The sequence below is a fragment of the Streptomyces sp. DT2A-34 genome, assembly GCF_030499515.1.
Taxonomy (GTDB): Bacteria; Actinomycetota; Actinomycetes; order Streptomycetales; family Streptomycetaceae; genus Streptomyces.
Genome location: NZ_JASTWJ010000001.1, coordinates 1,366,144 through 1,379,416, shown reverse-complemented (window position 1 = coordinate 1,379,416; position 13,273 = coordinate 1,366,144). Strand labels below are relative to the sequence as shown.

Below are 13,273 nucleotides of genomic sequence, written 5' to 3'. Positions count from 1 at the left end.
TCTACCGCGGCGCCGGCCGGTCAGCCCGGCGCCAGCTCCCGCGCGTACCGCACCTCGGGCACCTCCACGCCGTCCACGTCGAAGGGCTCCGCGGCGCCGTCCGGGCGGAAACCCGCCCGCTCGTAGAAGCGGCGGGCACGGGTGTTGTGCTCGAGGACCCAGAGCAGCATGCGCGCGTGCCCGGCGGCCGTGCACCGGCGTAGCGATTCCTGGAGCAGGGCGTGCCCGATGCCGCCGCCGTACCGCCCGGGGTCCACATAGAGGGCGTACAACTCGGCGTCCTCGGTGCGCACTTCGCCGTCGCGGTACGGTCCGTGGCAGGCCCAGCCGACGACCTCGCCGTCCTGCTCGGCGACCAGGTTCACCACATCCCCGTCGGCCCGCGCGAAGTGGGCGCGGCGGCGCTCGGCGTCCTGGGCCACGTCGAGGGCGTCCAGGTGGGACTGCGGCATGAGGCCCTTGTAGGCGCTCTGCCAGCCGCCGATGCGGATCTCGGCGACGCGCGCGCAGTCGGCCAGGGTCATGGGGCGGATCAGTATGCCGTCGTCATTCATGACGGCACCGTAGACACCGCCCACCCGGGCTCGCCTGCCATTAACCCGGCACCACCGCGAACGCCTCGACCTCCATCAGGAACTCCGGCCGCACCAGCCCGGCGACCTGTACCGCCGACGCGGCCGGCAGCCGGTCGTCGGGTATGTGCTCGGCGCGGGCCGCGCGGATCGCGGGCATGTGCGCCATGTCCGTGACGAAGTAGGTGAGTTTGACGACGTCGTCGAAGGTCGCTCCGGCCGCGGCCAGGCAGCGCCGCAGGTTCTCGAAGACCTGGCGGGCCTGGGCCGCCGGGTCGCCCTCGCCGACCAGCTCGCCGTCCTCGTCCAGGGCGAGCTGGCCGGAGACGGCGACGAAACGGCCGGAGCCGAGCACGACATGCGTGTACTGGGCGGCGGGCGCGACACCGTCGGGGGCGGCAATCCTGGTCAGCTCACTCATGCGTCCATGGTGGACCATGGGTCTGACAACGCCCCCGACGGACCGTCAGGCGCTCAGAGCCTGCTCTAGCGGCGGAAGCCGAGCAGCCCGTGCAGTTCGGCGCCACGCGACGACGTGGACGCGATCTTGGAACCCACCGGCTTCGGGTCGGGCAGCGCCTCGCACACCGCGTCGACCCCACCCCGGCCGCGCGGCGCCGTGCCGTCGGTCAGGTACGCCGCGAGGCGCTTGTCCAGGCAGGCGTTCCCGCTCAGCGTGATGCCGTGGTTACCGCCGCCCCGCTCGACCACCAGGCTGGAGCGCGCCAGCAGCCGGCGCACGGTGACGGCGCCCTCGTATGGGGTGGCCGCGTCCTCGGTCGCCTGGAACAGCAGCACCGGGGGGACCTTGCCGTTGGCGACGTTCACCGGGGCGAGCGAGCTCGTCGGCCAGAATGCGCACGGCGCGTTGTACCAGGCGTTGTTCCAGGTCATGAACGGTGCTTTCGCGTACGTGGCCCAGTTGTCCGTCCGCCACTCGCGCCAGTCGCGCGGCCAGGCGGCGTCACGGCACTGCACCGAGGTGTAGATGCTGTAGCCGTTGTCGTCGGACTCGTCGGCGGCGCCGAACTTCTCGTACGCCTCGACCAACGGGTCGGCGTCCCTGCCGTTCACGTACGCCGCGAACGCCTCGGCGAGGTAGGGCCAGTAGCCGTTGTAGTAGCCGCCGGGGATGAAGGTGTCCTCCAGCTCGGAGGCGCCCACCTTGCCGCCGGCCGCCTTCCTGGCCAGGGCCGCCCGCATCGCGTACCACTTGGCCTCGACGTTCGCCGGATCGCTGCCGAGCCTGTAGATCGTGTCGTGCTTGGCGATCCACGCCATGAACGCGCGGTGCCGGTCGTTGAAGGCGTGGTCCTGCGCGAGGTTGTCGTCGTACCAGACACCGGTGGGGTCGACGACCGAGTCCAGGACCGCGCGCCGCACCCGCTCCGGGAAGAGCTTCGCGTAGACCGCGCCGAGATAGGTGCCGTACGAGTAACCGAAGTAGTTGATCTGCCGTGCGCCGAGTGCCGCACGGATCCGGTCCAGGTCCCGCACGGCGCTGATCGTGTCGATGTACGGCAGTACGTCCCCGTACTTCTCACCGCAGGCCCGCGCGAAGGCCTTGGCGCGCGTGAGGTTGGCCTGCTCGAGCTGCGCTGTGCTCGGCACGGCGTCCCGGCGGACCGCGGCGAAGTGGCCGGGCCTGCAGTCGAGGGCCGGCCTGCTCTTGCCGACTCCGCGCGGGTCGAAGCCGATGACGTCGTACTGCGCCGCCACCGCGTTGGGCAGTGCGGCGGCCACGAATCCGGCGAGCGTCAGGCCGCTGGCGCCGGGTCCGCCCGGGTTGACCAGGAGAGGGCCCTGGTACTTCTTCGCGGTGTGCGGGACGCGGGACAGCGCGAGCGTGATCTGCCGTCCCCGCGGACGGGAGTGGTCGAGCGGCACCTCCAGGGACGCGCACTGGAGCGTCGGGTACTTCTTGGTGCCGCACTTCTTCCAGGTGAGGGGTGCGGCGTGAGCGGTGTCCGCGGTGGGCGGGGGGCTCGCCTCGGCGGGGACGGCCGTCAGGGCCCCGGCCACGACGGCGGCGGCGCCGCACAGTACGGCTGCGCGTTCTCTCATGGGGTCCTTCCAGGACGGAGGGGCACGGACCGCGAGTGTCGCGGTTCCTGCCGCATTCGTCCCGGAAAGGGCGCCCGGAAGAACTCGTTCCGGCGGGACTTGACCCGATTGGGCCGAGGGATGCGCTCCAATGCCCTCAGATGAGTGAGAGTTGGGTCGGTTCGGATCCCGTGGGCTCGGCGGGCTCCGGCTCCGGCTCGGGCTCACGGATCCGCCGGGGCATGCCCGCGCGCGTGGGGCCGATGCCGTACTCCTGCGCGAGGTCGTGGACCTGGCGGGTGATCCGGCGCTGGTACCACTTCGGCGCGTAGGCGCCGTCCGCGTACAGCCGCTCGTAGCGGCGGACCAGATACGGGTGCTCGCGGCCGAGCCAGGCCATGAACCACTCGCGGGCCCCCGGCCGCAGATGCAGCACCAGCGGAGTGACGGAGGTGGCCCCGGCGGCGGCGATCGCCCGCACGGTGGCCCGCAGTTGTGCCGGGCTGTCGCTCAGGAACGGAATCACCGGCGCCATCAGCACACCGCACCCGAGGCCGTGCTCGGTCAGGGTCCGTACGACGTCGAGGCGGCGCTCGGGGGCGGGCGTGCCCGGCTCCACGGTGCGCCACAGCTCGGGGTCGACGAAGCCGACCGAGACGGAGACACCGACGTCCGTCACCTCGGCGGACTGCTTCAGCAGGTCGAGGTCGCGCAGGATCAGCGTGCCCTTGGTCAGGATCGAGTAGGGGTTGGCGTGGTCGCGCAGGGCGGCGAGGATGCCCGGCATCAGGCGGTAGCGGCCCTCGGCGCGCTGATAGCAGTCCACATTCGTGCCCATCGCTATGTGCTCGCCCTGCCAGCGGCGCGAGGAGAGCTGGCGGCGCAGCAGCTCCGGGGCGTTCACCTTGACCACGATCTGGGAGTCGAAGCCGAGGCCCGTGTCGAGGTCCAGATAGCTGTGGGTCTTGCGGGCGAAGCAGTACACGCACGCGTGCGTGCAGCCCCGGTAGGGGTTGACCGTCCATTCGAAGGGCATCCGCGAGGCGCCCGGCACCCGGTTGATGATCGAGCGCGCCCGGATCTCGTGGAACGTGATGCCGGCGAACTCGGGCGTGTCGAAGGTGCGGGTGACTACGGCGTCCGCGCCGAACAGCGCGGAGTCGGCCCGGCTGTGGTCGGACTCCAGGGTGAGGTTCTCCCAGCGCATGACGCCTCCTCGGTAGCACTGCCCCCAGAATAGAACACATGTTCCCTTGATCGTGCGACCCATATCCCTGGCTTCTGTCGCGGCTTCTGTCCCGGGCCTCTGTCCCTGGCTTCGTTTTCGATCGATGTGTGATCGCTTCGGGGAGCTGAGCGGGCCCCCGATTTGGGCGGTCCGGGAGCGGGGTGGTTGGCTTGCCCCAACCCCCGAGAATTCTGGTCCTGGAGGAAGTCAATGGCGCAGGTCGAGGCCACTACGGAGCGGGTCGTCGCGGCGGACGCGGAGAAGGTGTTCGACGCCCTCGCCGACTACAGCGGCACGCGCGCGAATCTGCTCCCCGAGCACTTCAGCGAGTACGAGGTGCGCGAGGGCGGCGACGGCGAGGGCACCCTCGTCCACTGGAAGCTCCAGGCCACCAGCAAGCGCGTACGCGACTGCCTCCTGGAGGTCACCGAGCCGACCGACGGCGAACTCGTCGAGAAGGACCGCAACTCCTCCATGGTCACCACCTGGCGGGTCACCCCGGCCGGCGAGGGCCGGTCCCGGGTCGTCGTCACCACCACCTGGCAGGGCGCCGGCGGCATCGGCGGCTTCTTCGAGAGGACCTTCGCGCCCAAGGGCCTCGGCCGGATCTACGACGTGGTGCTCGCCAAGCTCGCCACCGAGGTCGAGAAGTAACCCCGAACGCCCGCCTCGCGGATCTTGCGTGGGCCAACGCGCTGATCCCCGGCGGGCGTTGGCTCTCTCACCGGATCGGGTGGATCTTTCCGTCACCCGGTCCGCTGCCGTAACTCGTCGTGCTTGCTCGCAGTTGTCGCTATACGCGGCAATTGTGCGGCAGCGCGACGAGGGGAGCGGCACATGGGCGGAATCACTCTGGTACAGGACGAACAGGCCGCCGCGCCCCCGGACGTCCCCACCCCCGCACAGACCCAGGCGGCCGAACTCGGCCCGCGCCGGGTGCGGTTGGTCTTCTTCGCGCTCCTGCTCGCGCTGCTGCTGGCGGCGCTGGAGCAGATGATCGTCGCCACCGCGTTGCCGAAGATCGTCGGTGAGCTGCACGGCCTGGACAAGATGTCCTGGGTGATCACCGCCTATCTGCTCACCGCCACCGTCGGACTGCCCGTCTACGGCAAGCTCGGCGATCTCCTCGGCCGCAAGGGCGTCTTCCAGTTCGCGATCGTCGTCTTCGTCGTCGGCTCCGCGCTCGCCGGACGGGCCGAGACCATGGACCAGCTCATCGCCTACCGCGCGATCCAGGGCGTCGGAGCGGGCGGGCTCATGATCGGCGTCCAGGCGATCGTCGCGGACATCGTGCCGCCCCGGGAGCGCGGCCGCTTCATGGGCCTGATCGGCGCCGCGTTCGGCCTCGCCTCGGTCGCCGGACCCCTGCTGGGCGGCTACTTCACGGACCACCTCTCCTGGCGGTGGTGCTTCTACATCAACGTCCCCTTCGGCCTCGTCACCCTGGCCGTCGTCACCGTCGTCCTGAAACTGCCGAAGCCCAAGACCAAGGCCCGGCTCGACATCCTCGGCTCCCTGCTGCTCGCCGCCGCCTCCACCTGCCTGGTCCTGCTGACCAGTTGGGGCGGCACCGAGTACGCCTGGGACTCACGTGTCATCCTCGGCCTCGGCGCGGGAGCGGTCGTCTCCACCGTCCTGTTCCTCGTCGTCGAGCACTTCGCCGTCGAACCCCTCATCCCGCTACGGCTGTTCAGGGACCCCGTCTTCAACATCACCAGCCTGGTCGGCCTCGTGATCGGCGTCGCCCTCTTCGGCGCCGCCGGCTATCTGCCGACCTTCCTGCAGATGGTCGACGGGGCCACGGCCACCGAGTCGGGCCTGCTGATGCTGCCGATGATGGCCGGCATCGTCGGCACCTCGATCGTCGCCGGTCAACTCATCAGCCACACCGGCCGCTACAAGATCTACCCCGTGCTCGGCAGCGCGCTCTCAGTCGTCGGCATGTGGCTGCTGTCCCGCCTCGAAGTCGACACGCCCCGGCTGCACTACAGCATCTGGATGGCCGTCCTCGGCGCCGGCATCGGCATGGTGATGCCGGTCCTGATCCTCGCCGTGCAGAACTCCGTGCGCCCCGCCGACCTCTCCACCGCGACCAGCGCCAACAACTACTTCCGGCAGATCGGCGGCAGCGTCGGCGCGGCGATCTTCGGCACCCTCTTCGCCGACCGGCTCGCCGACGCCCTGGCCGAACGCCTGCCCACGCGCGCGGGCGGTGAACTGCCCGACCCCGAGTCCATCACCCCGCAGCTCGTGCACGCCATGCCCGCGGCACTGCGCGACGGTTACGTCCGGGCCTACGCCGACGCCATGCCGAGGATCTTCCTCTACCTCGTGCCGGTGCTCGTGCTCGGCCTGCTCATCGCCTTCTTCCTCAAGGAAAAGCCCCTGGTCTCCCACAACGTCCCGGCCCCGGAGACGGATGCGGCGCCCGTGGACGCCCAGCTCCCGTCGGCCCGGTCCCCGTACGCCGGCGGGGTCCCCGTCTGCGGCACGGTTCAGCACCCGGACGGGACAGGCGTACCGCGCGCGGCGCTCACGCTCATCGACGTGGCCGGGCAGCAGGTCGGGCGCGGCGCGAGTGGCGAGGACGGGCGGTACGCGCTGGCGACGCCCGCCCCGGGGCCGTACGTGCTGATCGCGTCGGCGGGCGGCCATCAGCCGCAGGCCGTCTCCGTGACCGTCGGCGAGCACCCCGTGGAGCTGAACATCGTCCTCGGCGGCGCCGGACGCCTCGCCGGGAGCGTGCGCACCCCGGACGGCACACCCGTGGACGCCACCGTCACACTCACCGACGTGTACGGCGAGGTCGTCGCCACGACCCGCAGCGGGTGCGACGGCGGTTATGTCATCACCGAGTTGGTGGCAGGCCAGTACACCCTCGCGGCGAGCTCGCCCGCCTTCCGCCCGGCCGCCGTCCCCGTCACCGTCCAGGTGGCCCGTGAGACACGCCAGGACATCGAACTCGCCGGCGGCGCCACACTGCGCGGCACCGTGCGGGCCGGCGGTGGGCGGCCCGTCGAGGACGCGCGCGTGACGCTGCTCGACCCGGCCGGCAACGTCAGGGACACGCTCACCACCGGCCCCGACGGAACCTTCCGGTTCGTCGACCTGTCCAGCGGCGAGTACACCGTCATCGCCGCGGGTTACCCGCCGGTCGCCACCGTGCTCCAAGTCGCCGGAGGAGGCCGAACGGAACGCGACCTTCAGCTCGGGCACGACGACTGAGCCGACGACCGGCACCGTTGCTGTCCTGCGCGGACATGGCGCGGGCCGGTCCCTGGATCCCGTCATGGGCGGGCGTGATCCCGTCACACCAATTCCCGTATTGCCGCACATCATCTCCGCCGAGAGCCGTACGGTGGACCAGGCGGCACAGATCTTGCGGAGCCGTGGGGAGAGAGGGCCTGGGCCATGGACCGTGGCACCGAGAGGGACGGCGCGGGAACGGAACACGCCGCGGCCGGCTGTATCCCGCTGGCCGTTGTCGTCGTGGACCGCGAGGGCCTCGTCTCCCACTGGAGCTCCGGCGCGCGCCGTCTGTTCGGTGCCGCCAAGGAGGAGGCGATCGGACGCCCGGCCGTCGATCTGCTGCCCGTCTCCGGGGCGCTGCCCGAGGAGGACGACCTCACGCCGTACGGCGCCTACGGGGCGTACGACGGTCTCGGTCACGATCTCGAATCGTCCCTCGACGGGCGGCTGTTCTACCCTGCGGCGGGCCGCGCCCGCCTCACCGTGCCCGAGCGTGACCGGGTCGACGTCCTGTGGTGGGCGTACCCCTTGGTGGGGCCCGGGCCGGAGCGGCTGCTGGTGCTCGGCGCCGATGTGGGCGCACTCCAGCAGGGCAGCGAGCCCGACGAGCCCACCGGCTTCGAGCGCGTCGCCCCCGGCTTCGCCCTGCACACCGACTTCCCCGGCGCCGAGGAACTCGCCCGCCGGCTCCCCGAGATCCTGCCCAGCATGAGCGTCGAGGAGGGCGCCCGCATCGTCGGGCAGGTCCTCGAACTCGGCTATCCGGTACTGGAGTTCAGCCAGAACGACCGGGTGCCCGTCACCCCCGACTGGGGTGTTCCCCGGCGCGTGGAGCGCAGGGCACGCCGGGAGCGGGCCGCACGGGCCGCCGCTGAGGGCCTGCCGTTAGCGCAGGAGTACGCCGACGAGGCCGAGGACCTCGAGTACGCCGCCGTACGCGAACGCCTGGAGTTCCTCAACGAGGTCAGCGGACGCATCGGCACCTCCCTCGACCTGGCCCGGACCATCATCGAGGTCAGCAAGGCCGTCGTGCCCCGGTTCACCGATGTCGCCGGTACCTATCTGCGCGAACAGGTCGTGGCCGGCGAGGGGTTCCCCGAGGGCGTGCCGGACACGACCACCATGTGGCACCGGGTCGCCCTTGAGCACACCGACGAACCCGGCCGCTGGGACGACGTCGTGCCGGTCGGCGAAGCCATGCCGTTCCCGGCGCACACGCCGTTCTTCCAGTGCATGACCAGCGGCGAGCCCGTCCTGGTGCCGCGCATCAGCGAGCAGATGGGGCACGCCATCGCCTCGCAGTTCGAGAAGCGCGACATCCGGCCGCTGATCACGGGCCGTTCGATGCTGGTCGTGCCGCTCAAGGCCCGCAATGTCGTCCTCGGCTTCATGATCCTGCTACGCCACCCGGAGCGCGTCGAGTTCAACGACATGGACCGGGTCACCGGCGCCGAACTCGCCGCCCGCGCGGGTCTCGTGCTCGACAACGCGCGGATGTACACGTACCAGGAGAGCGTCGCCGAGACCCTCCAGGACAGCATGCTGCCGCACATCCCGCCGCGCATGGCGGGCTGCGACATCGCCACCCGCTATCTGCCCGGCACCCTGCTCGGCCGGGTCGGCGGCGACTGGTTCGACTCCGTGAAACTGCCCGGCGCCCGCACCGCCCTCGTCGTCGGCGACGTCATGGGCCACGGCCTCAACTCGGCCGCCATGATGGGACAGTTGCGTACGGCCGTCCAGACCATGGCCGCCCTCGATCTGCCGCCCGCCCAACTGCTGCGCAACCTCGACGACCTCGCCCAGCGCCTCGGCGACACCTACCTCGCGACCTGTCTGTACGCCGTCTACGACCCGATCGCGAGCGAACTGCACCTCGCCAACGCCGGCCACATCCCGCCCGTCCTGGTCCGCGCCGAGAACGGGCGCAGTGAGCTGCTCGACCTGCCCACGGGTGCGCCGATCGGCGTCGGTGGGGTGCCCTTCGAGGCGGTACGCGTGCGCGTGGAGCCCGGCGACCGGATCGTGATGTGCACCGACGGCCTCGTCGAGGTACGCGGCGAGGACATCGGTGTCGGTCTCGCGACCCTGTGCGAATCCGCCGCCCACCCGGCCGCGTCCATGGACGACGCCTGCGACACCATCATCCGCGCCCTGAACACGCGGGGCGGCCGCAAGGACGACGTCGCCCTGCTGATGGCCCGCCTCAACGGCATCGAGCCGGACGACGTCGCCGAGTGGCGCATCGACCTCGACCCGAGACAGGTCGGCCGGGCCCGCGCCGTCGTCCGGGAACAGCTGCACGCCTGGGGCCTGTCCCGCCTCGTCCACACCGCCGAACTGCTGGTCGGCGAGCTCGTCACCAACGCCGTACGGCACTCCCACAGCCGTCCCGTCGCACTGCGCCTCGTCCACGGCGACACACTGCTGTGCGAAGTGGACGACGACGATCACGAACTGCCGACGCTGCTCAACGCCGGGCCCGGCGACGACTCCGGGCGTGGGCTGCGGGTGGTGAGCACGCTGGCGCGCGAGTGGGGCACGAGCCGTACGAGCGTCGGAAAGACCGTCTGGTTCGAACTCACGCTCCCGCGCCGCTGATCACTTGTACCCCGAGGGGCGTACGACGGCGTATCGGTCTCGAATGCGGAGTGAAGGAATGCGCCGCGCGCTTGTAGCGGCGCCCAGGCCGCGATACACCGTATTCGTCCGTCACTCGACGACGGGTCGGCGTCGCACCCTGGGGAGTTGGGCATGAGCGTGACCAGTCGATACCGGGAGGCCTGGGAGGGTTTCTGGCGTGCGGCCCCCACCGCAGAGGGGGCGGTGTTCTGGGATGCGGAGCCGGCCCTGACCGCAGGCCGTCATCTGGCCCTCTTCGACGCGCACCTGGCCGATCCCGGCCTGCCGATGGTGGACCTCGGCTGCGGCAACGGCACCCAGACCCGTTTCCTCGCCGACCGCTTCCGGCACGTTCTCGGCGCGGACCTGTCCGCCGCGGCCCTCGACCACGCCCGGCAGGCGGATCCCGCCGGGCAGGCGACGTACCGGCTGTTCGACGCCGGGGAGAAGTCCGAGGCCGAGACGCTGCACGCCGAACTCGGCGACGCCAACGTCTACATGCGGGGTGTGCTCCACCAAGCCGAGCCCGACGACCGGCAGCCCATGGTGGACGGCATCGCCACGCTGGTCGGCGAGCGGGGCCGGGCCTTCCTCGTCGAACTCTCCGAGTCCGCCAAGCCCGTCCTGATGGGCCTCGCCCAGCACCCGGCGGGACCGCCGCCCAAGCTCGCACCCATCTTCCGGCACGGCATCGCCCCGGGCGAGGTCGCCGACGACGCGGTGCCCGAGTATCTGCGCGCGGCCGGGCTCACCGTCCTCGCGAGCGGCGAACTGCCGCTGGTCACCACCGAGTACGGGCCCGACGGCACGCGGATCGAGCTGCCGTCGAAGTGGCTGGTGGCGGGGCGTACGGCGTGACGGCACCAAGGCACCACCGCGGTCCGGCGCGGGTCTGAGCCGGTGGTTCGCCCTCCGGCTCAGGCGACCGGAGGGCGAACCACCTTGAGATCACTCGGCCCTGCGGCCGCGGCGGTACGCCACCCAGCCCGTGGCCATCAGCGCGGCCGCGAGCGCGGCGGCGGAGACCACGGTGACGCCGGTGGAGGCGAGGCTGCCGCCCGTGGTGGACGTGCCGGTGCCGCCGGTGGCCGAACCGGTGGTGCTGCCGCCGGTGGTGTCCGCTCCACCGCCCGTCGTGCCGCCCGAGGAGCCGGAGCCGCCCGTGCCGCCGCCGCTGTCATCGGTCTCGGGGTCGGTGTCCACCGGGTCCTGGCCGACGAAGCTGACCGGGACCTTCACGTCCTGGGAGCGGTCGCCCGAGAGGGTGTGGTCGGCGCGGGTGGCGAGGACGCACTTGGCCTTGAAGCAGTCCGTGAACTCGTCCTTGGCGTCGACGGTGAGCTCGACCTCGAAGGAGCCGCCGTCGCCGTACGGGGTCGCGAGATCCTGGCCGTAGTCCGGCGGATCGGAGGAGATCCAGGCCGAGGAGTGGGACTCGCCGCTCATGTCGACGCCGCCTATGCACGGCGTGGGCAGTTCGCCGTCGCCGTTGTCGACGCACAGGGCGACGTAGATGCCCTTGTCGACGTCGTAGCCGGAGCCGGTGACCTTGAGCGTCTGGTTCTCGGTGGCCAGGTTGTTGACCGGGGTGACCGTGAGCTGCTGGCCCTCGGGGCCGGTCTCGGTCCTGGTGCCGGACGGCTCGGTGGCCTCGCCGTCGCCGCCTCCGGTGCCGCCGTCGCCGGAGGAATCCTTGACGGTCAGGGTGATCGGCGACGTACGGGTCGTGCCCACGGAGTTCGCGAACTCGGCGCGGTACTGGTAGCCGTCCTGCGCCGCCTTCGCGGTGAAGGAGTACGCGTTCTTCGTCGCGCCCTCGACCGTCGACCAGGTCTGGCCGCCGTCCGGGCTGACCTGCCAGCTCACGGTCGGCTCCGGGGTGCCCTCGGCCGCCGCGACGAACGTGACCTCGTCGCCGGGGGCGACGGTCCGGTCGGTGGGGGACTGGGTCACCTTCGGGGACATGCGCAGGTCGAGCTTGACGACCTCGTTCGTCGTGTACTTGGTGACGTACACGGATGTGGCGCCGGGAGCGACGGCGATGCCCGCGTAGGTGCTCGAGTCGCTGCCCGCAAGGGTGACCGGCGCGGCCGCCTGCTGGAAGGTCGCGCTGTCCAGGATCTCCAGGGAGCCGTCGTCGTCGTCCGACGCGCTGCCGGCGATGTCCCCGCGCAGCACGAAGGCCCGCCCGGTGGTCTGGTCGAAGGCCGCCGCCACGGGCCGGTCCGTGCCGGTCAGCGTGGTCAGCTGCTTGCCGTCCGTGTCGAGGACGAGCACTGACGTGCTGTCGCCCAGCCAGACGTTGCCGGTCGCCGGGTCCGTCTCGACGAAGTAGGAGGAGTCCGCGGGGATTTCGGTCGTGGCGGTGACCTGGAAGGTGGTGGTGTCCACCCGGCGCAGCACCTGCTTGTCCTCGGCGGTGCCGATGGACCAGGCCACGCCCCGGGCGGCGTCCACACCGAGCTGGTTGCCGCCTTCGAGCGTGACCGTCTTCTTCACGGTGCCGGTGGCGAGGTCGACACGGCGCAGTTCGGGGCCGGCCGCCACCAGCACGGAGGAGGTGTCGGTGTCCTGCCCGACGCCGGTGAAGGATGCGCCGTCGTACCAGTGGCCCTGTGCGGCCGTGTCGCCGTCCTTGGCGGTGCCGATGCCGCGCAGCGGGTAGTGGAAGACCACGCCCTCACCGGCGAGCGGGCCGATGATCCGGCGGACCGCACGGGCGGCCATCGCGCCGTTCAGGCCGGGGGCCTGGGAGATGTGGCTGAGGACCTTGCCGTCCTTGGGATCGAGGACGTACAGGCCCCGCTCGGTCACGTCGGCGGTGTCGGCGATCTCGTCCGAACCGACGTACAGCTTCCCGGAGTCGGGTGCAGCAGCAGGTCCAGGGGGCGTCCGGCGGTGGTGAACGCGGCGGACTGGACGTAGCCGACCGTGCCGGGCGGCACGTCCACGCCGTCACCGTCACCGTCGTCGCCGCCACCGGTGTCCTGGCCCTCCCAGGTGACGGGCACGCGCACGTCCTGGGAGCGGTCGCCGGCGTTGCGGTGGTCGACGCGGGTGACGACCGAGCAGGCGTACCTGAGGCAGTCGACGCTCGCGTCCTTGGCCCGCACCTTGATCTCGACGTCGAAGGTGCCGCCCGCGCCCCAGTGGAGGGCGAGATCGCTTGCGTACTCGTCGCCCTCGGGGACGATCCACTGCGACGAGCTGCCGCTGCCGTCCTCGTCGGCGCCGCCGATGCAGGGGCTCGGTATCTTGCCGTCGCCGTTGTCCCGGCACAGGGCGACGTAGATGGCCTTGGCGGTGTCGTAGCCCTCGCCGGTGACGTGGAGCGTCTCGCCGTCGGGGTCCAGGTTCGCGGTGGCGGAGACGGAGAGTTTCTGGCCGCCCGCGCCGATTCCGGTCTTCGGTGTGTCGGAGGCCTGCGCGGCCGGGCCCGCGGCGACGGACGCGGTCATGAGCACGGCGGAGCCGAGGAGCGCCGCCGGGCGTCTGAGTTGCATGGAGGATTCCTCACTCGTCCGGTGGGGCCCGGCCGGATGGATGGGGTGCTCGGTCG

Annotated in this window: 10 protein-coding genes; 4 read left to right on the top strand and 6 right to left on the bottom strand. The window is 71.4% G+C overall.

What is annotated here, in order from left to right; genetic code table 11:
- Positions 1-20: 20 nt before the first annotated feature.
- The 4 genes from QQM39_RS05985 to QQM39_RS05970 all read right to left on the bottom strand — a co-directional run bounded on the left by QQM39_RS05985 (position 21) and on the right by QQM39_RS05970 (position 3,822).
- Positions 21-554, bottom strand: a complete 534-nt coding sequence (locus tag QQM39_RS05985) for a GNAT family N-acetyltransferase (protein ID WP_301995581.1) — start codon at positions 552-554, stop codon at positions 21-23.
- 40 nt (positions 555-594) lie between these two features.
- Positions 595-993 (bottom strand): RidA family protein, encoded by a 399-nt coding sequence (locus QQM39_RS05980; protein ID WP_301995580.1) that lies wholly within the window; start codon positions 991-993, stop codon positions 595-597.
- A gap of 65 nt (positions 994-1,058) precedes the next feature.
- Positions 1,059-2,636 carry an alpha/beta hydrolase gene (locus tag QQM39_RS05975; RefSeq protein ID WP_301995579.1) on the bottom strand — a complete coding sequence of 526 codons (1,578 nt, stop codon included), beginning with the start codon at positions 2,634-2,636 and terminating at the stop codon, positions 1,059-1,061.
- Between the two features lie 136 nt (positions 2,637-2,772).
- Entirely contained in the window at positions 2,773-3,822 is a 1,050-nt protein-coding gene (locus QQM39_RS05970; protein ID WP_301995578.1) for an Rv2578c family radical SAM protein, read from the bottom strand.
- Positions 3,823-4,053: 231 nt separating this feature from the next.
- On the opposite strand from QQM39_RS05970, the gene QQM39_RS05965 reads away from it, so the two are divergent.
- The 4 genes from QQM39_RS05965 (at position 4,054) to QQM39_RS05950 (ending at position 10,572) form a co-directional block, all read left to right on the top strand.
- A complete protein-coding gene (locus QQM39_RS05965; RefSeq protein ID WP_301995577.1) occupies positions 4,054-4,497 on the top strand; it encodes an SRPBCC family protein in 444 nt (147 codons plus the stop codon).
- 183 nt (positions 4,498-4,680) lie between these two features.
- Positions 4,681-7,068, top strand: a complete 2,388-nt coding sequence (locus tag QQM39_RS05960; protein WP_301995576.1) for an MFS transporter — start codon at positions 4,681-4,683, stop codon at positions 7,066-7,068.
- A 186-nt stretch (positions 7,069-7,254) separates the two neighbouring features.
- Positions 7,255-9,693, top strand: coding sequence for a SpoIIE family protein phosphatase (locus QQM39_RS05955; protein ID WP_301995575.1), 2,439 nt, complete (start codon positions 7,255-7,257; stop codon positions 9,691-9,693).
- Between the two features lie 153 nt (positions 9,694-9,846).
- Entirely contained in the window at positions 9,847-10,572 is a 726-nt protein-coding gene (locus QQM39_RS05950; protein ID WP_301995574.1) for a class I SAM-dependent methyltransferase, read from the top strand.
- Positions 10,573-10,662: 90 nt separating this feature from the next.
- Here the strand turns inward: QQM39_RS05950 and QQM39_RS05945 are convergent, their stop codons facing one another.
- Together QQM39_RS05945 and QQM39_RS05940 are read right to left on the bottom strand one after the other, a co-directional pair.
- Positions 10,663-12,528, bottom strand: a complete 1,866-nt coding sequence (locus QQM39_RS05945) for a hypothetical protein (RefSeq protein WP_301995573.1) — start codon at positions 12,526-12,528, stop codon at positions 10,663-10,665.
- The gene (locus QQM39_RS05940; protein ID WP_301995572.1) at positions 12,525-13,217 is read right to left on the bottom strand and encodes a hypothetical protein; all 693 of its coding nucleotides are present in this window, start codon (positions 13,215-13,217) and stop codon (positions 12,525-12,527) included. Before QQM39_RS05940 ends, QQM39_RS05945 begins: the two co-directional genes overlap by 4 nt.
- Positions 13,218-13,273 lie beyond the last annotated feature (56 nt).

Coding starts and splice junctions, on each gene's coding strand:
- QQM39_RS05985 (WP_301995581.1), bottom strand. CDS start 554: ATGAATGACGACGGCATACTGATCCGCCCCATGACCCTGGCCGACTGC.
- QQM39_RS05980 (WP_301995580.1), bottom strand. CDS start 993: ATGAGTGAGCTGACCAGGATTGCCGCCCCCGACGGTGTCGCGCCCGCC.
- QQM39_RS05975 (WP_301995579.1), bottom strand. CDS start 2,636: ATGAGAGAACGCGCAGCCGTACTGTGCGGCGCCGCCGCCGTCGTGGCC.
- QQM39_RS05970 (WP_301995578.1), bottom strand. CDS start 3,822: ATGCGCTGGGAGAACCTCACCCTGGAGTCCGACCACAGCCGGGCCGAC.
- QQM39_RS05965 (WP_301995577.1), top strand. CDS start 4,054: ATGGCGCAGGTCGAGGCCACTACGGAGCGGGTCGTCGCGGCGGACGCG.
- QQM39_RS05960 (WP_301995576.1), top strand. CDS start 4,681: ATGGGCGGAATCACTCTGGTACAGGACGAACAGGCCGCCGCGCCCCCG.
- QQM39_RS05955 (WP_301995575.1), top strand. CDS start 7,255: ATGGACCGTGGCACCGAGAGGGACGGCGCGGGAACGGAACACGCCGCG.
- QQM39_RS05950 (WP_301995574.1), top strand. CDS start 9,847: ATGAGCGTGACCAGTCGATACCGGGAGGCCTGGGAGGGTTTCTGGCGT.
- QQM39_RS05940 (WP_301995572.1), bottom strand. CDS start 13,217: ATGCAACTCAGACGCCCGGCGGCGCTCCTCGGCTCCGCCGTGCTCATG.